Origin of the sequence: Nannocystis sp. RBIL2 (genome assembly GCF_026626745.1) — a bacterium.
Lineage (GTDB): Bacteria > Myxococcota_A > Polyangia > Nannocystales > Nannocystaceae > Nannocystis.
This window is the reverse complement of record NZ_JAPNJW010000001.1, coordinates 1045043-1062032: the sequence shown is the minus strand read 5'-3', so window position 1 is coordinate 1062032 and position 16990 is coordinate 1045043. Positions and strand designations below refer to the sequence as shown.

Genomic DNA, 16990 nt, shown 5'->3' with positions numbered 1-16990 from the left:
GCGGCGGTCGGCGCTGCCGGCGAGGGGATACGACAGAAGCCCGGTCATGCCCGCCGCGAATCCGTATTCGGGGCCGACGACCGGCGTGTCGCGCGGCGCGAATCGTCGATCGGCCGAGCGAGCCCGGCGGCAGGCGCCTGTCGCAGGTGGCGCGGCTGCGGGCGGGCGGACGAGCGAGATGTCCTTGCGGACATGTCATGTCGCGGGCGAGGCGGCGCCGCGGCGAGTCGAGCGAGCGGAGGGCCGTCGCGGGCGCCGGGACGGCCGAGCTCGTCGGCGCGCCGGGCGGTGAATGACGAGATGTCCTTGCGGACATGTCATCTCGTGGGTCCGAGGACCGATGGGGCCGGTGAGACGGACGGTCGCGGCGACTTTCGCCGACGTCATGCGCTTCGCGGCCGAGCTCGCTGCCGCGTCCGAAGGCCGGGCGTGGCGCGCTCCGAGGAGCGAGGGCGGGTCGGTGGTATGGTGCGAGGCGTCCCTGGAGGTCGTCGTGGCGTACCTGTTCCTGTCGGCGGCGATCGTTTTCGAAGTGGTCGCCACGTCGTTCCTGCGCTTCACCGCGGGCGAGCGGGCCACGTGGTGGTCGTACCCGATCGTGGTCTGCGGCTACGTGCTGGCGTTCGTCGCGCTCGCGCTCGCGCTCGGCCGCGGGATCCCGCTGGGGATCGCCTACGCGGTGTGGGCGGGCGTCGGCGTGGTGCTGGTGGCGCTGGTGAGCTGGTTCGCGTTCGCCGAGACGCTGACCGGCGCGCAGTTGGTCGGCATCGGCCTGGTGGTCGCGGGGGTGGTCTTGCTCGAGCTCGGCGGCGCACACCCGAGCTGAGGCGCGTAATCACATGGCTTCGAGGACATGTCGATGGGGACATGTCATGATTCGTCGACGGGCGCGTCCTCGCCGGGCGCGCCGTGGGCGAGCGGCAGGGTGAAGGTGAACACTGCGCCGGCGTGGTCGCTGGCGACCGACATGCGGCCGTCGTGGGCGTCGACGATGCTGCGGGCGATCGAGAGGCCGAGGCCGAGGCCCTTCTTGCCGCCGCGCACGGTCGACCAGAACGGTTCGAAGATGTGCGGGAGGTCGGCCTCTTCGATCCCGGGGCCCTGGTCGCGGACGGAGAAGCGGACCTGGCCGTCGACGAGGTCGCCCTCGACGACGACCTCCTGGCCGGAGGCGCTGAACTTGATCGCGTTGTCGAGGAGGTTGCCGAACACCTGGGCGATCCGGGTGCGATCGCAGAACAGCGGGGCCTGAGCCATGCGCAGGCGGGCGACCAGGCGCACGCTCTTCTTGTCGGCGAGCGGCTTCTGCAGGGCGAGCGCGTCCTCGAGGATCTCGCGGGCGTCGGCGACCTCGCGCTCGAGCACGGTGGGACGGCCGGCCTGGGCGCCGGCGAGGTCGAGCAGGTTCTCGGTGAGGCGCTCGATGCGAGCCGCGCTGCGCTGGATGACCGCGACGTTCTCCTCGGCGTCGCGCAGCTTCTTGACCAGGACTGTGGCGCCGAGGGTGATGGCGCTGAGCGGGTTGCGGAGGTCGTGCGAGACGACGGTGAGCACGTCCTCGCGGGCCTGGCTGGCGCGCAGGGCCTCGGCGTGCTCGCGGGCGTTGTCGAGGGCGAGGGCGAGCCGGTCGCCGACGCGGCGCACCAGCTCGAGGTCGTCGTCGTCGAGCCGACGCGCGGCGAGCAGGCGGACGACCCCGAGCGCGCGGCCGCGGGCGAGCAGCGGCGCGAGGATGGCGGTGCGCAGTCCGAGGGCGTGCAGCGGGGGATCGAGCGGGCCGAGGTCGTCTACGAGGCGGGCGCGGCTGTCCTGAAGGACATCCCAGGCGAGGTCCTGCAGCGGGAAGAGGTCGCGCAGCGGCCGCTCGTGCGCGAGCTGGGCCGGATCGGCGTGGGCCAGGCCGAGGAGGCGCAGCTCGTCCTCGTTCTCGAGCAGCGAGACGAGGCAGACGTCGCCGAGCCGCGGGACCAGCAGCTCGGCGCCGAGCTGGGCGACGCGGGCGAGCTCGAGCGACTCGAGAAGGACGCGGCCGGCGTCGTCGAGCAGCTCGGCGGCGGTGAGGCGGCGCCGCTCGGTGGTGAGCTCGGCGAACACTGCGACGGCGGCGAGGATGGCCCCGTCGCCGTCGCGCACCGGCACTGCGCGCGCGCGGAAGCGAGTGACGCGGCCGTCTTCGCCGATGCGCTCGGCCTCCTCGTCGACGACTGCGCCGGCGAGGCAGCGCGCGAGGGGGTGGCGCCGGGGATCGTCGGGAAAGTGGGCGAGGAGGCCGGCGGCAGCGCCGGTGGCGACGACGACGGCCGCGTGCGGCGGGACGGCGACGACGGCGTCGAGGGCGCCGAGGCCGGCGAGCGCGTCGGCGATCCGGCGCGCGACATCGGGGAGGAGAGCGGCAGGCTCGCGCATTCCGGATGCAACGTAGCACCCGCGGCGGTCGCACTCGCCGCCGGTGCGGAACGGCGCACGCGGGGGCTTCGGCGGCGATCCTCGCGGACGCTGCGGAGGGGGCGCCGCTGCGGCGACGTCATCACAAGGCTGCGTGCGGGCGATTGTCCGCGCGCACTTGTCGATGGCCGCGATTGCGACTTCGACTTCGACGCACGCGAGTGCGGGCGTGGCACGGCGGGCGCGCGCGGCGACGATGCGCGGCGACTGGCACGACGGCTGCGCGGGATCGACGGTCGGCGGCTCTGCTCGGCGGCTCAGCGGCTGTCGTCGCAATGCTCGGGGGCGTGCAGGTCGAGGGCTGCGCGCGGGGCGACGGGCGGTGGCTCGTCGGGCAGCGGGGGGTCGTTCATAGCGAACGTAGCGAGCACGTGCGCGGTGGCGCGGGTGTTCTCGAGCAAGGCGTCGCGGCTGTAGTTGTCGCGGTCGTCGCAGGGCGCGTGGTAGCAGGGGTCGTAGGCGACCTCGGCCTCGCCGCCGAACAGCTGGGCCTCGTGGGGGCTCTTGCGGGCCTCGGCGCCGGTGAACAGGCCGCCGGCGGGGATCTCGTGGCGGATGAAGGCCCAATAATCGGAGCGGCCGTCGAACGGGGTCTCGCGGGTAGGCACGTCGAGGGCGGCGAAGTAGTCGGTGAAGGCGGCCTCGATCGCGGCCGAGCCGGCGGGGCCGGCCTTCTGCCACGCCGAGCCGTCGCCGTCGTAGACGAAGCGGACCGGGTTGGGCGAGGCGATCATGTCGAGGTTGAGGTAGAGCGCGATCGCGGACCGTTCGGCCGCGGGCAGCGCTTCCACGTGGAAGCTCGATCCGAGCAGGCCGAGCTCCTCGGCGCCCCAGAAGGCGAAGCGGACCTGATGGCGCAGGTCACAGCGCGGCAGGGCGCCGGCGATGCCGAGCAGCGCGGCGACGCCGGAGCCGTTGTCGTTGACGCCCGGGCCGGCGGGCACCGAGTCGAGGTGGGCGCCGAGCATGACGACGCGGCCGCTGGCGGTCGGCGCGGTGTCGGCGATCACGTTGACGGTCTCGCGCACGACGGCCTCGGCGGCGACGACGAGGCGCAGCTGCAGGTCGGTCTGCTGCGCGAGGGCCTCGCCGAGCACGTACGGCAGGGCGACCACGGGGATCGTGGTGCGGCGGTCGAGGCGCGGCGTGAACAGGGGCGAGCGCTCGGCGATGTCGCCCTGGTTGAAGTAGACGACGGCGGCGGCGCCGGCCGCGACGGCGTTGTCGACCTTCTGCTGGTGGGTGCAGCCGCCGCGCTGCAACAGGGCGATGCTGCTGGGGAAGAAGCCGGCGAAGTCCTCGGCCTGGCAGCCGCTGGTCGAGTCGTTGCCTGGCCCGAGGGACAGGTCGATTGCGATCACGGGCCCGGCCACGTCGCCGCTGGCCGAGAAGGTGGCGACGCGGAAGTCGACGCCGGCGACGTACTCGGGGGCCGCGACGTCGGGCCGGAGCAGGCGCGGAGGGGCCAGGAGGACGAAGTCGACGAAGGTGAACGGCTCGCGGCGGACGCTCAGGCCGGCGGCGGCGAGCTGCTCGGCGACGTAGTCGGCCGAGGCCGAGAAGCCGTCGCTGCCGGCGGCGCGGGTGTCCGCGTGGGCGCGCGCGAGGTCGGCGAGGGCGAGCAGGTGCTGCTCGAGCGCGGCGACGTCCACCGACTCGGCGAGCGGCGCGGGGCAGCCCGTCGGCGAGGCGTCGTGCGGCGCCGTGCAGGCCGACGCCGCCGCGAAGGCGAGCGCGAGGGGCCAGGCTCGACGGATCGGGGGCTCGCGGCGCACGCGATCAAGATACCCGAATCGGCGTCCGCTTCGGCGAGCGGTGGCGCGCGCGGGCTACCGGCCCGCGAGCGCGTGGTCGTCACGCGGCCGCAGCGGCGGCGCGGAGGTGGGGAGGGACGTCCTGGTCCGGTTGCTCGCGGTCTTCGTCGTCCTCGTCGCCGAAGTTGATGAAGATGCAATCGTCGAACGCGAGCGCGGCAGTCGCCAATGCTATGAATAGGCCGAAGGACAATTTCGTGGACATCCGGGTCGTCTCCCTTGCGGGGAAAACCTAGCGGACGGCGGGCGCGCAGCAACGCGTAGCGATGATGTTCACCACACCGCCGGCGAGTGGGGAAGGCACGCAGACCCTGCCCGCGAGCGGCGCGGGTCGGCGCCGACGAGGCGTGAAGCGAGATGCACCTACGGCGTCGCCTGCTCGCGCCGGACGGCGTAGCCGAGGTCGCGCAGGCAGAAGCGCAGCCCCTCCCGCAGGCTGCGGAGGGTGACGACGCCGGGGAGGCCGAGGCCGAGGCCGACGATGATCTGCGCGACCGACGGCTGGATCCCCGTGATCACGCAGCGGGCCCCGAGCAGCTGGACCGCGCGCATGACCCGGAGCAGGTGATCGGCGGTGGCGGTGTCGACGACGTCGACGCCGGTGAGATCGACGATGGCGAACTTGGCCCCGGTGCGGGCCACGGCGGCGAGCAGGGCCGACTTCATGTCGGCCGCGCGCACGCTGTCGACGAGGCCGACCACCGGCATGGTGACGATGTCGTCCCACACCTGAATGATCGGGGTCGAGACCGCGGCGGTGAGGGCTTCGCGGCGGATCTCGCCGAGCCGGATGTCGGCGGCGTCGGCGGCGTCGGGCGTGGCGACGAGGCGGGCGACGGCGCAGATCGGGTCGCCCGGGGCCTGCGGCGCGGTCGAGGCCCACTCGAGCGGGACGTACGAGCCGTCCTTGCGGCGGTAGCGGTTCTCGAAGCGGACGATGTCGCTGCCGCCGGCGAGGCGCGCGGTGGCGGCGAGGGTGGAGTCGCGGTCGGCGGGGTCGACGAAGTCCATGAACGGCGCGCTGCGCAGCTCGTCGAGGGTCCAGCCGAGGATCTGCTCCCACCCGGGGCTGAGGTCGACGAAGTAGCCGCTGCCGCTGTCGGCGGTGCAGAGCAGCTCGGTGCTGAGGTCGAAGAAGCGGCGGTGCAGGTCAGGCATGGCGGCGGGTCCTCCCGGGCTCGGCGAGGCAGGCCTTGAGCGCCTCGCGGAGGTTGGCGAAGGTGCGCACGCCGGACAGGTCGACGCCGAGGTCGACGAGCGTCTGCGCGACCGCGGGGACGATGCCGGACAGCACGCCGTGGGCGCCGAGGAGCTGGACGGCGCGGATGATGCGGACGAAGTTGTCGGCGGTGGCGGCGTCGATGGTCTCGACGCCGGTGACGTCGAGGATGGCGAAGCGCGACTTGCTGTCGATGATGCTGGCGAGCAGCTTCTCCATCAATCGACCGGTCCGCTCGGCGTCGATGGCCCCGACGATCGGGACCGCCAGCACCTCGTCCCATAGTTGTACGATCGGGGTCGAGAGGGCGGCGATGGCGACCCGCTGCTCGGCGATGATGTGGAGCTTGTCCTGCAGCTCCTCGACCATGCGGTCGCGCTCGGCCAGGGCGCGCTCGCGCGTCGCCGCGCTGAGCTTGAGGTCGGCGAGCAGGCGCTGCAGGTCGGCGTTGGTCGCCAGGCCGGCGTCGGCCAGCGCGCCCAGCTCGTCGGTGACGGTGCGCTGCGAGGGCTCGACGATGACTTCGTCCCAGGCGTCGCCGTCGGCGATGAACCGGGTCTGGCGCGGCCAGCAGTTGCAGCCGAACAGCTTCTGACAAAAGCCGGTGAACTTGCCGGCGACCAGGCCGACGCCCCAGTTGAGCGCCGTGGCCCGCTGGATCGCGCCCTCCCAGCCGTTGTGGACGCGGAACACGCCGCGCCGCGCCTCGCGGTCGATGCCGATCAGCTCCCAGCGCCCCCACCCGGCCGTATATGCGTACTTGGCGAGCTCGGCGAAGCCGGCCTCGAAGCTGGAGTGGGCGGCGATGATGTCCCAATCCTCATCGATGCTGCGCTGACCCTCGGCGAGCATCATCAGCGCGAATCGATGCGGTCCGAGTGTGGTCAAAAATCCGACGAGGAGCCGCGCCAGCGTCGAATCACGGAAAAAGGCGACGCCGGCGACGCCGCTGATGGTGAAGCTGCCGCGGGCGAGGTCCCAGCGGTATTCGAGGCCACATACTTCAAGGGTTGGTGTCTCGGGCGGACGGTGGGGGTGCGTATCCATCGTTTAGTTCTCCTCTATCCGGTAACGGGGGGCCCTGAGCCTCGAGGTCGATATCGCGAATGCACGGCTCGACGCCCAGGCGTTCGAGCGCGTCTTCGAGGGTCAGGGCGGTGTGGAGCTGGCGGAAATCGATGCCCATGGTCTGGAGGGTGATGGCGATGGCCCCGCTCATCCCGCACAGGACGGTGGGCGTGCCCATCAGGTGGGCCGCGGCGGCGAGGCCGGCGATGACGTGGCAGAGGTGGCTGTCGATCGTCCACATGCCGGTGACGTCGAGGACGAGGCCGGCGGCCGAGCTGTCGCGGATCCGCCGGAGCACGTCGTCGACGAGCGCCGCCGCGACCTCGTCGGTGATGTCGCCCTGCAGCGGGACGACGAGTCGCCCCCACAGCTGAATAACCGGTGTTCGGTACTCGAAGTGTGCCCTGTCGTCGTCCATCGTCAGCCCACCGCAATCGTCGGTGTCGGCCCGCCGCGCTCGCTAGCGGCCGCACCGGCGAATCATCCAATCTCCAGCAATTTGACAGACGCGCCCGGCTGGCGCAATGGAAATCACCGCTGCACGGACATGGATACGGCGGAGCCTCGGCGCAAAATATACCGCCCTTGCGAGGCGTCGTTCGATGGGAATGCGCGGTGTTCGCAGAGGCGGAACAATGGACAATCACCGTATGCCACTGTCAGGACCACAAGTGCCATTCGGCGAATGTTGCAATCGCTACGAACGTTGAGGGTTGGAGGGGGTGACCGGCCGTCGGCGCGTCCCCCGGATTGGGTGTCGACGGGGCTCAGGCCCGGTCCGATGGCATCGCGCGACGAGGGCAGGCCGCGCGCGTTCGAGCGGGCCCAGCGGCGCGCGAGCGCTGTCCGCGGGCACGAGGAAACGTTGCGAGCCGACGGTCGCGAGGGCGCGCCGGAGGGGCTCGGGAGCCGCGAGGGGCGGGGGCGCCGAGGGCCCGCGGCGGCGCGCTCAGGCGGCCGCGTGGGCGTTCACGGGCCGGCCCACACGTAGCCGGCGACTGCCTCGTATTGATAGCCGTACATCGCCACCGCGCCGTCTCGTTCGGCCTCGCTGGTGGTGTAGAAGTGGTCGCCCGCGCCGTAGAGGCGGAACAGCGGGACGGCGCCGCACTGCGGGTCGGTGGCGATGTGGCCGAGCGGGCCCTCGAGGGTGGCCGCGTTCTCGCAGGTGCCGCTGGTGGTGTAGAAGCGGCGGCCGTTGGGCTTGAGGCAGCGGTAGAACGGCACCACGCCGGCGCCTGCGGCCGAGTACAAATAATAGAAGTTGAGCGACTCGGGCGTGAAATCGCCGGACATCGCCTCGGCGGCGTCGGTCGTGTAGAAGTGGCCGAGAGTCGGGCTCGAGCTGCGGTGGACGCCGACGCGGCAGCCGGGCAGGGCGCCCTCGTCGCACTGGCCGTCGCAGTTGTCGTCGAACAGGTTGCAGGCCTCGGCCTTGTTCGGCTTGCAGACGAGGCCGCACATCTGCCCGGGGGCGAGTTGTTGCTCGCAGCCGTTGTTGGGGTCCTCGTCGCAGTCGAACCAGCCGTCGTCGCACTCGCCGAGGGCGCACTGGCCGACGCTGCACGCCGCGGTGGCCCGCGGGATCACGCAGCTGATGCCGCACTGGCCGCAATTGGCCGGGTCGGTCATGAGGTCGACGCACTGCACGCCGCAGGTGGTCAGCGGGTCGCACACGAGCGGCGGGTCGTCGACGCCGCTGGCGCTGCTGCTGCTGCTGCTGGCGTCGGTGGTGGAGGTCGGCGGGACGTCGCCGGTGTCGGGCTCGGTCGAGGCAGCGCCGGTCGCGTCGGTGCCGGTCGAGGCGGGCTCGGTCTGGCCGCTGCCGGACACGTCGTCGCGGCCGTCGCCGCCGGCGCAGGCCGCGAGCGCGAGCAGGAGCCATGTCCCCCGGGACATGACGCAAGCGCCAGGGTGCAAGGGACAGGTCCTTCGGGGCATGGCGCTCAGGCCAGGATGCCGGTGAGGTGCTCGGTGGTCTCGCCGCCGTTGAAGCCGTAGCTCGGGGTGTCGATGCCGAGCGCGCGCAGGATGGTGACGTGGACCTTGCACAGGTTGCCGCCCGGCTCGCGGTAGTGGTAGCCGCGGACCAGCTTGCCGCCGGCGCCGCCGGCCAGGACCACCGGCATCTCGGCGGTGCTGTGCTTGTAGCCCTCGCCGTACTCGGACACGCCGTAGACGCAGGCGCGGTCGAGGACGCTGACGCCCATCGGGTCGACGGCGGCGGCGAGGTGGTCGAGCAGGCGGGCGAACGCCAGCATCTGGTACTCGGTGATGCTGCGGACGTACTCCCACTGGCCGTCGTGGCAGACCTGGTGCATCCCGTTCGGCACGCCCAGGTTGTTGAACACGTGGGTGGTCGCCGGCGAGCTCAGCATGAACGAGAACACGCGGGTGAGGCCGCAGTTGAGCGCGGCGGCGAGGAGCCCGGCCATGATGTCGGTGCGGGCGACGACGTCGGCCGAGTCGCCGGGGGCGGCGGGGATGACGTCGCATGTCCCGGAGGACAGGTCGAGGCGGCGCTGGACCTCGCGCAGGTGGTCGAGGTGGGCCTCGAGCCGCTGCTTGTCGGTGCCGCCGAGGCGGCCGCGCAGGCCCTCGGCGTCGGCCATGACCGCGTCGATGAGGGTGACCCGGCGGGTCAGCGCCATCAGGTCGGCCGGCACGTCGAACAGCATCGAGTAGAGCTGCGCGGGGTTGTGGATCGCCCCCACCGGCGAGTCGGGGCCGGTGAACGAGATCGCGTTCCAGTGGCCGTAGTCGTGGAAGCGGGCCTCGCTGACGCCGAGGCACAGCGAGCGGAACCGCGACGGCGTGTTGCCGTAGAACTGCTCGTGGGTGGCGACGTACTGGTCGAGCGTCGGCCGCAGGCAGGTCAGGGTGTGCGACGGGTGGTCGAAGCCCTCGGGGCGGATCCGGTCGCCCGTCATCGCCACCATGAAGCCGCGCATGTGGCCGTCGCTCTGGCCGTTGTCGGGCTGCGGGACCTCGGTCTTGGGCTCCAAGCCGGTGGCGACGCTGACCTTGTGGGCGGCGAGCGGGGTGAGCAGCGGCGACGGCGTGAAGTCGGCGCCGATCGTCGGCGGGGTCCAGACGTCGCCGCCGGGGCTGTTGGCGCCCTGATCGGGGCCGTGACCGGCGTGCCACGGGACGCCGTTGGCCCAGTAGAACAGGCCGAAGATCGGGTCGCTGCTCGGATCGGCGGCGCGGGCCTCCTCGGCGAACATCGCCTCGAGCGGCGGCAGGGCGAGGGCCACGGCGGCGCCGCCGATGGCCCCGCGCAGGACGGTGCGACGCGAGATGGGCGGTTTGCGGATCAGGAAGCTCATGCGTCGGTCTCCTCGGCCACGGTGCGGAACGCCTCGCTGACGACGAGGTCGAGCAGCAGCTGCTTGAAGCGGTGGTCGGCCTTGATGAAGCGCTGCTCGAGCGCCTCGAGGGCGGGGTTCTCGGACAGCGCGGGCAGGCGGCCGGTGGCGTGGCGGTACAGCTGGTTGACGATGCAGCGACCGACGCGCGGGTCGGTCTTGAGCGCCTCGGCGAGGTCGCGCGCGCCGTCCAGCGGCTTGCCGTCGAGGTTGCCGCTGGCGTCGACCGGGTAGCCGTTGTCGAGCGTGCGGTAGCCGCCGACCGAGTCGAAGTGCTCGAACAGGAACCCGGGCGGGTCGATGATCGAGTGACAGCCGGCGCACACCGGGTCCTTCTGGTGCTGCTCGAGCTTCTCGCGCACGGTCTGGGCGTCCATGTTCTCGTCGTCGCCGAGGTCGGTGTCGACGTCGCCGGGCGGCGGCGGGATGACCTGGCAGAGGACGCGCTCGCGCACGTACTTGCCGCGGTTGGTCGGCGAGGTGATGGTCTCGTGCGCGTTCATGGTGAGGAAGGCGCCGAGAGTGAGGATGCCGGCGCGCGGGCCGTCCTCGGGCAGCTCGACCGGGACGAAGGTGATCGGCGAGGCGCCCTCGGCGGCGACGTCGTAGAGCGCGGCTAGCTCGGCGTTGACGAAGGTGCGGCGGGTGCTGAACAGCTGGCGGATGTCGCCGTCGTTGCGGTGGATCAGGTCGTCGACGAGGAGCTGCACCTCGGTGCGCATCGAGGCGGTCATGGTCGGGCTGAACATCGGCCAGCGCGCGGGGTCGCGGCTGACGTGGTCGAGGCGCGCGAGGTCGAGGTACTGGGCGAAGAACTCCTGCAGGGCGACGCGGGCGCGCGGGTCATCGAGCAGGCGCTCAGCCTCGGCGTTCAGGCCGGCGTCGGTGTAGAGGTCGCCGCGGCCGGCGGCGTCGAGCAGCAGGTCGTCGGGCGGGCCGTTCCACAGCAGGAAGGACAGGCGCGTGGCCATCTCCCAGCCGGTGAAGCGCAGCCGCGTGGGGTCGCCGGGGTCGGGCTCGCCGAGCTCGACGCGGTAGAGGAAGTGCGGCGACTGCAGGATGCCGGCGACCGCGAACTGCAGGCCGCGCCACGCGTCGCCCTCGGCAAGTTGCGCGGCGACGTCGGTCCAGCGCGCCTGCTCGTCCTGGGTGAGCGGCCGGCGATAGGCGCGGCGGCCGAAGGTGCCGATGAAGTTCTGCACGCAGCCGTCGCCGGGCGCGAGCGGCACGCAGCCGACCAGGGCCTCGCGCCGCGCCTGATCGGCGAACACCGCCCGCGACAGGGCGTCGGCGGCCTCTTCGTACTGCTGCACGCCGAGTTCGGAGATGAAGGTGCTGGTGGCGCCGATGTTGTAGAAGAGATACGGGTTGGTGTCGGGCTCGAGCGGCAAGCCGGGCAAGCCGGGGCCGAGCAGGTGCTCGATGGCGTTACGGTACTGCGTGGCGGTGAGGCGCGGCAGCACCGGCTCGGCCGGCACGAAGGCGTCGGGCGCGTCGCCGCTGTCGCTGTCCGACTCGCCGCCGGTGCCGGTCGGCGCGTCACCGGTCGAGGCGTCGGTGCCGGCCGAGGCGCCGGTGCTGCTCGCGGCCTGGTCGCTGTCCCGGGCGCTGTTGTCGTCGTAGCAGGCGCTGCCGAGCAAAATCAGCGCACCGGCGATTCCGAGCCGTGGGAGCCTCACCATACAGCTGGATGTTCTATCACGGATCGCCGCGGGCTCGCGGGCCTGCGCGTGCGGACGCTGCTGTCCCGGAGGACAGGTCAGAGCCGGGGGCGGGCGGCGACCAGGTCGGCGTGGGCGTGGCGGATGCCGTCCTGCAGGGTGCCGCGGGTGACGAGCCCCATCAGGTCGGTCCCGAGCGCAACCAGGGTGGCGGCGACCTCGGGGCGGATCCCGGTCAGGACCACGCGCGCGCCCAGGAGGCCGACGGCCCGGGCGGTGCGGACCAGCGCGTCGGCGACGACGGCGTCGACGACGGCCACGCCGGTGACGTCGAGGATCACGACCGCCGCGCGGACCCGCTGCACGCCCTCGAGCAGGGTCTGGAGCACGTGCTCGACGCGGCCCCGGTCGAGCCGGCCGACCAGCGGCATGACGACGACCTGGTCGCTGATCGGGATCAGCGGGGTCGAGAGCTGGAGCAGCGCGGCCTCGTGGGCGCGCAGCAGCTCTTGCTGGCGCAGGCTGTCCTGCAGCAGCAGCTCGTTGCGCTTGCGCTCGGTGACGTCGCGGCACACGAGCACGACGGAGTCGTCCGACAGCGGCGAGATGTTGGCGGAGAACCACACCTCGCGCTGCTCGAGCGGCATGCTGTAATCCATGCTGACGACGCTCTGGCGATCGAGCGCCTCGCGGATGTGGGCGAGGAAGAAGTCGGCGGTCTCGCCCGGCATGACTTCGTGCATGCGCTTGCCGATCAGGTCGGACGAGGGCCGGTAGAGCAGGTCGGGCGCAGTGTCGCCGATCCGCAGGTAGCGGCCCTCGCGGCTCATGACCAGGACGACGTCGGTCATGGCCCGGAACATGGCCCGCAGCTCGGCCTCGGACGGCCGCAGCACCGCGAGCTCGGCCTCCAGCTCGGCGACGCGTCGGCGCAGGCGCGCGAGCTCGGCGGTCGGGTCGTCCACGGGTTCGGGCTCGGTCACGCCGCACACTCCCGCATCCCTCGATGCTAGCCAGGCGGTGCTTCGATTCGGGAATTTTCTTGCAGAGGTCGGCGCGCGGCGGCGCGGGCGCCCCGCCGCGTCGGCCGCGTCAGCCGGCGTAGCTGAGGAACTTCGGGTCGACCGCCGGGCCCTTTTGGAGGATCTCGCTGGCATGGTCGACTGCCTCGCGCGAGCCGGCGAGGGTGACGACCTCGCCGAGCGCGAGCTTGTGGCGGGTGATCGGCTGCGGGACCTCGGTGCCGTCGGGGCGATGGATGGTGAGGATGGCGACGCCGGTGCGCAGGCGCAGGTTGAGCTGCGAGATGCTGCGACCGAGGCCGGCGCTGCCCTCGACGATCTGCACGGCGGTCATGCCGGGCAGGCCGGGCAGAATCTCCTCGACCGTGGGCTCGGGCTCGACCATCGCCGGGGAGCCGTGGTGCGACTCGGCGGCGCGGCGGCTCTGGCGTCCGAGCATCTCGACCACCAGCTCGGCGCCGGCGCGGACGTGGCCCTGGAGGTTCTTGATGCTGCGCCAGGCGTTGACCGCGAGGGCGATGATGATGAGGGCGAACACCGCGAAGGTGGAGCCCGGCGGGACGAACGGCTGGGTGATGGCGACCAGCGGCAGGCCGACGGCGAGGCCGAGCGCGAGCTGGAAGACGACGATGATGAGGTTGCGCGGGGCGGCGCCGAGGTCGGGCCGCGGGGTGCCGTCGCTCGGGCGCTCGGGCATGACGATGCGCGCGAGGATGTTGGCGAGGTTGACGCTCTGGCGGATGACGCCGACGAAGAAGATCGCGGCGACGAGCAAAGTGGCGCCGGTGAAGGCGGGCTCGACCAGCCAGGACGGCAAGGTGAAGCGGCCCTCGAGCGCCTCGACCACGCGCCCCCGGACGAGGCGCGCGCCGGCGAGGCTGGCGATCAGCAGGACCGCGTCGACGCCGAGCAGGATGATGGTGCGACGGATCCGCTGCCAGGTGGAGATCGGGCCGCGGGCGGTCTTGAGCTGCTCGATCCACGCCTCGTAGAAGGTGACGAAGGTCTGCAGGCGCGCGGGCAGGCGGCGATCGACGGCGTCGGCGATCCGCTCGGAGTTGCGGACCATCCACGGGGTGGTGAGCGAGGTGAGCAGCGAGACGGCGACCGCGACCGGATAGATGAAGCTTCCGGTGGCGCCGCGGGCGATGCCGAGGCCGGCGATGATGAACGAGAACTCGCCGATCTGCGCCAGGCTCATGCCGGAGCGCACCGAGTGCTTGACGCCGTTGCCGGTGAGGAAGGCGCCGAGGGCGACGCCGACGGTCTTGCCGACGAGGACGAGCACGGTCAGCACGACCACCGGCAGCCAGTGGGTGACGACGTCCATCGGGTTGATCGAGAGGCCGACGGCGATAAAGAAGATGGCGGCGAAGATGTCGCGCAGCGGCTGCACGAGGTGCTCGACCTTGCCGCCCTCGCCCGACTCCGACACCAGCATGCCGGCGAGGAAGGCCCCGAGCGCGACCGAGTAGCCGGCCTCGGCGGCGAGGGTGGCCATGGTGAAGCACACCGCGATGCCGGCGATCAGGGTAGTCTCGCTGCGGCTGAGGCGGACGACGCCGCGGATGAAGCGCGGCACGACGAGCAGGCCGATGGCCAGCAGCGCGATCAGGAAGCCGAGCAGCTTGCCGATCTCGAGCGCGAACTCGCCGGTGGTCAGGCCGCCGCCGGACGACACTGCGGTGAGCACCGCGAGCAGGAGGATGGCGATGATGTCCTCGAACACGAGGACGCCGAACACGACCTCGGCGAAGCCGCCCTTCAGCTTCTGCTCCTCGAAGGCCTTGGCGACCAGCATGGTCGAGGAGATGCCGACGCAGGCGCCGACGAACAGCGACTCGACCGAGTTGAAGCCGAGCACCCGCGCGGCGACGAAGCCGAGCGAGAGCATGAGCCCGACCTCGACGACCGCGGTGAAGCCGGCGACGGGGCCGATCCGGGCGATCTTGCGCAGGTTGAACTCGAGGCCGATGGTGAACATCAGCAGGATGACGCCGAGCTCGGACAGGCTGTGGGTGAGCTCCGAGCCGCCCTCGCCGCCCTCGCCGCCGAGCACGATCCCGGGCACGTGCGGGCCGAGGATGATGCCGGCGAGCAGATACCCCAGCACCGGCGGCTGTTTGAGGCGCTGCGAGATCAGGCTCGTGACGGCGGCGGTGCTGAGGATGATGCTCAGGTCGCGGATGTGGTCGGCGAAGCCGGCGGCGCTCATGATGTGACCGCAAGAATAACCCAGGACGCGGCGGACCTGCGGCGGTCCCGCGCCCGCGTCCGGCGCCGCGGTGGCGGTGCGGGGGGTCGTGGTATGGTCGCAGGCCGGTCGCCTCCATGTCGTCGACACCGGTCCCGCGCCCGACCCGCCGCCTGCAGGCCGCTCGACTCGTGGGTCTCGCGGCCGTCGGGGTGCTCGGCATGATCGTGACCGACGCGCCCCTCGGCCACTTCGGCGGGGCGAGTCAGGTGACCTTGCTCGGGACGATCTACGCCGCGGTGCTGGTCGCGCTGTCGGGCCTGTTCTCCCTTGCGGCGCTGCAAGGTCGGCGATGGGCGTCCTGGGGTTCGCTCATCCTGCTGTCGCTCAACGTCGGCGCGTTCCTGCCGGCGATGATCCACGACTTCCCGGTCGCCGGGGCGGTCATGCTGTGGAGCGTCGTCCACGTCGCCAACGAGTTCTTCGTCGTCGACACCCGCGGCCACCGGGCCCGCCGACAAGAGCAGAGGGTGACGCCGGACTTCGTGTGGGTCCAGCGCTACGGGGCGGCGGCGCGGCACATCCTGACGGTGTCGCTGATCGCCAACCTGTCGATCGTCGGCTTCGAGATCGCAAACTCGCGGGTGGCCGACCTGACGTGCCTGCTGCTCGGACTCGGGGTGGTGGTGCTCACCGGGCCGTTCATGCTGGCGGTGCTGCGGCAGAAGCCGCGCTACCTGATCTGGCTGGCGCTGGTGCTGCTGGGGGTGCCGTGGGGGACGTCGGCGCTGAACGCCGGGCTGGTGGCGCTGTCGCTGTACCAGATCGTGGTGTTCGCGTTCGTGCTGGCGCGCGGGCCGCTGTTCGACGACCTCGTGCAGAGCTTCCTGCACCGCCCGGCGCTGCTGCTGCTGTCGACGTTCGGCACGATGGCGGTGGCCGGGGCGCTGGTGCTGAGCTTCCCGGCGTCGTCGCGCGGCGAGCCGCTGTCGTTCCTCGACGCGTTGTTCACCGCGACCAGCGCGGCCTGCATCACCGGCCTGGCGGTGCTCGACACCGCGACCACGTTCTCGCCGTTCGGCCAGGGGGTGATCCTGATCCTGATCCAGCTCGGCGGGCTCGGGATCATGGTGCTGTCGACGTTCGCGACCATCCTCCTCGGCGGCCGCCTGGCGCTGCGCAGCGAGCAGGCGCTCGAGGAGATCCTCGACATCCAGAGCCCGGGCGCGGCCTACGAGCTGGCGAGCTTCATCGTCGTGGCGACGCTGGCGCTCGAGGCGCTCGGGGCCGGGGTCCTGGCGCTGCGGTTCTCGCAGCACGGGATGCCGCTGCTCGACGCGATCTGGCACGGGGTGTTCCACGCGGTGGGGGCGTTCTGCCACGCCGGCTTCTCGCTGTGGCCCGACTCGCTGATCTCGCAGCAGGAGGACCCGGTGGTGCTCGGCGCGATCATGGCGCTGGTGGTGGTCGGCAGCGTCGGCTTCTCGGTGCTGGCGGCGCTGTGGCTGCGCGCGCGGGGGGTCCACCGCCGCTTCTCGCTGCAGACGCGGGTGGTGCTGTGGATGACGCTGGCGCTGATCGTGCTCGGGACGCTGCTGTACGCGCTGCTCGAGTGGGACGCGACGCTGGCGGGGATGTCGACGTTCGACAAGTGGATGAACGCGGCGTTTCAGTCGATCACGCTGCGCTCGGGCGGGTTCAACACGGTCGACTTCACCAGCGTCGAGCAGGCGACCATCGCCGTGATGATGGTGTGGATGTTCATCGGCGCGGCCCCGGGCGGGACCGGCGGCGGGATCAAGGTGACGACCCTGGCGGTGCTGGCAGCGGCGTTCCCGGCCCTGCTCTACAACCAACCGCGCGCGGTGCTGATGCGCCGCGCGATCCCCAACGAGATCGTGTACCGCGCGGCCACCATCGTCACGGTCGCCGGCCTCATCACGGCGATCTCGGTGGTGATCATGCTGGCGACCCACAACCTGCCCTTCTCCCACGTGGTGTTCGAGGTGGTCAGCGCGGTCGGGACCGTCGGCCTGTCGCTCGGGATCACCGACGACCTGCACGCGATCGGCAAGTGGGTCCTGATCGTGCTGATGTTCATCGGGCGCGTCGGGCCGACGTCGCTGGCGTTGGCCCTCGGGGCGCAGAAGGCCGGGCGGGTGACGTTCCCCGAGGGGCGCCTGATGGTCGGTTAGACAT

At 71.9% G+C, this 16990-nt stretch carries 13 protein-coding genes; 2 read left to right on the top strand and 11 right to left on the bottom strand.

The annotated features are described in order from the left end of the window. The first annotated feature begins 493 nt into the window (after window positions 1–493). Entirely contained in the window at window positions 494–826 is a 333-nt protein-coding gene (locus tag OV090_RS04275; RefSeq protein WP_267702181.1) for an SMR family transporter, read from the top strand. A 44-nt stretch (window positions 827–870) separates the two neighbouring features. On the opposite strand, the gene OV090_RS04270 is transcribed toward OV090_RS04275, so the two are convergent. From OV090_RS04270 to OV090_RS04220, 11 genes are all read right to left on the bottom strand, one after another. Beyond that, window positions 871–2406 (bottom strand): HAMP domain-containing sensor histidine kinase, encoded by a 1536-nt coding sequence (locus tag OV090_RS04270; protein WP_267702180.1) that lies wholly within the window; start codon window positions 2404–2406, stop codon window positions 871–873. A gap of 296 nt (window positions 2407–2702) precedes the next feature. Next, on the bottom strand, window positions 2703–4220 hold the full coding sequence (locus OV090_RS04265; RefSeq protein WP_267702179.1) for a M20/M25/M40 family metallo-hydrolase: 1518 nt from the start codon (window positions 4218–4220) through the stop codon (window positions 2703–2705). A 79-nt stretch (window positions 4221–4299) separates the two neighbouring features. Beyond that, on the bottom strand, window positions 4300–4464 hold the full coding sequence (locus tag OV090_RS04260) for a hypothetical protein (RefSeq protein WP_267702178.1): 165 nt from the start codon (window positions 4462–4464) through the stop codon (window positions 4300–4302). Between the two features lie 158 nt (window positions 4465–4622). Continuing rightward, a complete protein-coding gene (locus OV090_RS04255; protein ID WP_267702177.1) occupies window positions 4623–5417 on the bottom strand; it encodes an STAS domain-containing protein in 795 nt (264 codons plus the stop codon). Continuing rightward, a complete protein-coding gene (locus OV090_RS04250; protein WP_267702176.1) occupies window positions 5410–6525 on the bottom strand; it encodes an STAS domain-containing protein in 1116 nt (371 codons plus the stop codon). Before OV090_RS04250 ends, OV090_RS04255 begins: the two co-directional genes overlap by 8 nt. Next, window positions 6482–6964: an STAS domain-containing protein gene (locus tag OV090_RS04245; protein ID WP_267702175.1), complete on the bottom strand. Its 483-nt coding sequence runs from the start codon at window positions 6962–6964 to the stop codon at window positions 6482–6484. Before OV090_RS04245 ends, OV090_RS04250 begins: the two co-directional genes overlap by 44 nt. 551 nt (window positions 6965–7515) lie before the next feature. Further along, window positions 7516–8445: a hypothetical protein gene (locus OV090_RS04240; protein WP_267702174.1), complete on the bottom strand. Its 930-nt coding sequence runs from the start codon at window positions 8443–8445 to the stop codon at window positions 7516–7518. A gap of 47 nt (window positions 8446–8492) precedes the next feature. Beyond that, window positions 8493–9875 (bottom strand): DUF1552 domain-containing protein, encoded by a 1383-nt coding sequence (locus OV090_RS04235; RefSeq protein WP_267702173.1) that lies wholly within the window; start codon window positions 9873–9875, stop codon window positions 8493–8495. Then, the gene (locus OV090_RS04230; RefSeq protein ID WP_267702172.1) at window positions 9872–11596 is read right to left on the bottom strand and encodes a DUF1592 domain-containing protein; all 1725 of its coding nucleotides are present in this window, start codon (window positions 11594–11596) and stop codon (window positions 9872–9874) included. The genes OV090_RS04235 and OV090_RS04230 overlap by 4 nt, the downstream gene beginning before the upstream one ends. Before the next feature lie 77 nt (window positions 11597–11673). Then, window positions 11674–12558 (bottom strand): PAS domain-containing protein, encoded by an 885-nt coding sequence (locus OV090_RS04225; RefSeq protein WP_267702171.1) that lies wholly within the window; start codon window positions 12556–12558, stop codon window positions 11674–11676. 109 nt (window positions 12559–12667) lie between these two features. Beyond that, on the bottom strand, window positions 12668–14812 hold the full coding sequence (locus OV090_RS04220; RefSeq protein WP_267702170.1) for a cation:proton antiporter: 2145 nt from the start codon (window positions 14810–14812) through the stop codon (window positions 12668–12670). Window positions 14813–14928: 116 nt separating this feature from the next. Between OV090_RS04220 and OV090_RS04215 the strand changes: the two genes are divergently transcribed. Next, the gene (locus tag OV090_RS04215; protein ID WP_267702169.1) at window positions 14929–16986 is read left to right on the top strand and encodes a potassium transporter TrkG; all 2058 of its coding nucleotides are present in this window, start codon (window positions 14929–14931) and stop codon (window positions 16984–16986) included. The last annotated feature ends 4 nt before the right edge of the window (window positions 16987–16990 follow it).

Excerpts from the sequence above, each read along its gene's own strand:
- OV090_RS04260 (WP_267702178.1), bottom strand. The coding sequence starts at position 4,464 with ATGTCCACGAAATTGTCCTTCGGCCTATTCATAGCATTGGCGACTGCC.
- OV090_RS04245 (WP_267702175.1), bottom strand. The coding sequence starts at position 6,964 with ATGGACGACGACAGGGCACACTTCGAGTACCGAACACCGGTTATTCAG.
- OV090_RS04230 (WP_267702172.1), bottom strand. The coding sequence starts at position 11,596 with ATGGTGAGGCTCCCACGGCTCGGAATCGCCGGTGCGCTGATTTTGCTC.
- OV090_RS04215 (WP_267702169.1), top strand. The coding sequence starts at position 14,929 with ATGTCGTCGACACCGGTCCCGCGCCCGACCCGCCGCCTGCAGGCCGCT.
- OV090_RS04250 (WP_267702176.1), bottom strand. The coding sequence starts at position 6,525 with ATGGATACGCACCCCCACCGTCCGCCCGAGACACCAACCCTTGAAGTA.
- OV090_RS04255 (WP_267702177.1), bottom strand. The coding sequence starts at position 5,417 with ATGCCTGACCTGCACCGCCGCTTCTTCGACCTCAGCACCGAGCTGCTC.
- OV090_RS04235 (WP_267702173.1), bottom strand. The coding sequence starts at position 9,875 with ATGAGCTTCCTGATCCGCAAACCGCCCATCTCGCGTCGCACCGTCCTG.
- OV090_RS04240 (WP_267702174.1), bottom strand. The coding sequence starts at position 8,445 with ATGTCCCGGGGGACATGGCTCCTGCTCGCGCTCGCGGCCTGCGCCGGC.
- OV090_RS04270 (WP_267702180.1), bottom strand. The coding sequence starts at position 2,406 with ATGCGCGAGCCTGCCGCTCTCCTCCCCGATGTCGCGCGCCGGATCGCC.
- OV090_RS04220 (WP_267702170.1), bottom strand. The coding sequence starts at position 14,812 with ATGAGCGCCGCCGGCTTCGCCGACCACATCCGCGACCTGAGCATCATC.